Source organism: Limnospira sp. (genome assembly GCF_051859755.1).
Classification (GTDB): domain Bacteria; phylum Cyanobacteriota; class Cyanobacteriia; order Cyanobacteriales; family Microcoleaceae; genus Limnospira; species Limnospira fusiformis.
This window is the reverse complement of sequence record NZ_JBIMLI010000013.1, coordinates 59044-60209: the sequence shown is the minus strand read 5'-3', so window position 1 is coordinate 60209 and position 1166 is coordinate 59044. Positions and strand designations below refer to the sequence as shown.

General features: G+C 46.6%; 2 protein-coding genes. One reads left to right on the top strand and one right to left on the bottom strand.

The features are described 5' to 3' along the window. Positions 1-122 precede the first annotated feature (122 nt). The gene (locus ACTIE0_RS04225) at positions 123-338 is read left to right on the top strand and encodes an AbrB/MazE/SpoVT family DNA-binding domain-containing protein (protein ID WP_006624814.1); all 216 of its coding nucleotides are present in this window, start codon (positions 123-125) and stop codon (positions 336-338) included. Between the two features lie 324 nt (positions 339-662). Here ACTIE0_RS04225 and ACTIE0_RS04220 read toward each other — a convergent pair. Next, on the bottom strand, positions 663-1166 hold a 504-nt coding region (locus tag ACTIE0_RS04220), incomplete at its 5' end, for a peptidoglycan-binding domain-containing protein (protein ID WP_439516844.1).

The window sequence follows — 1166 nt, the reverse complement described above, 5'->3', positions numbered from 1 at the left end:
GAGTTGCGAATCTTTTTGGGTATTGTACCTTATTGTCCTAAGATGTAAAGCAAATCTTGGATTAAATTCTTGCTCCCCCCCTGGAACAATACACCGTTAACCTAGAAGAAACCGGCGAGTTAATGATTCCCGAACCTGTGCGGAAACAACTGAACCTGCAAGCGGGCGATCAACTCACTTTAACCCTTGAAAAAGATGGCAGCCTGCGTCTGGTCAGTTGGCGTGAGCAAGTCCAAAAACTCCGGGGAATTTTTAAAGATATTTCAAACGGTGTAAGTCTCGCCGACGAACTGATTCGAGAACGGCGTTCCGAAACACAGCCGGACGACCAATGGTGAGTCAAAATCCCCGTGCCTCAATGTCCTGAGAATTGGGGCGATCGCATTTTTCCCCCGCAGGGAATTTCGGAAAAGTAAACCTAGGTGACCAAAAAAAAATTTTCTGGGCGCGCCCCCGCGCTTTTTTTTTCAGAAAACCCTATCTTTTTCTGGCAGTCCGTGCTACACTCTAATATAATGGGAATATTTGCGAAAATATTATTTTTTCTCACATACCATTATTTAACATACTCCTATCATAGCCAACTAGCGCCGCCGTGTCAACCCCTATTTACTAAGGCGGGCGGGCCATAATTTTTTAAAAAAAAGCGGCAGGTTGATAACCTAGTTAGAGCGATCGCCTAAAACTTTCCAGGTTTTTTCATCTACAACCCCGGTAGCTTCTAAGCCCATAGCCAACTGAAAGTCAGAGACAGCCGACAAAGTTTTCGGACCAAATATACCATCAACAGGACCCGGATCATGTCCAGTCAACTCTAGGCGAGTTTGCAGAGTTCTGACTTTAGAACCGCGATCGCCTTGTTTAATGAGAGTTTCTGCTATAGTCTGCTGGTGAGGATCTTTTGAGAGAGCCTGCCAAGTGCTGCGATCGACCACTCCAGTAGGTCTGAGACCCTTAGCCAATTGAAACTGAATGAGGGATCGTTCAGTGCGGGGACCAAAGAGACTATCTATACGACCGACAGAAAAGCCATGTACTTCCAGGCGCTGCTGTAAACCGGCGACCTGTGCTCCTTCAGTTCCTCGCGCTAGGGTCATTTCCCTAGGTCGAACCTGGTTTTCTTCAGGTTGATAGAAGGGTTCAGCAAAGGTAGTTTCTTCGCGAAT

Bases quoted from the DNA above. Each gene is read 5' to 3' on its own strand.
- ACTIE0_RS04225 (WP_006624814.1), top strand. From the start codon at position 123: ATGATTCCCGAACCTGTGCGGAAACAACTGAACCTGCAAGCGGGCGAT.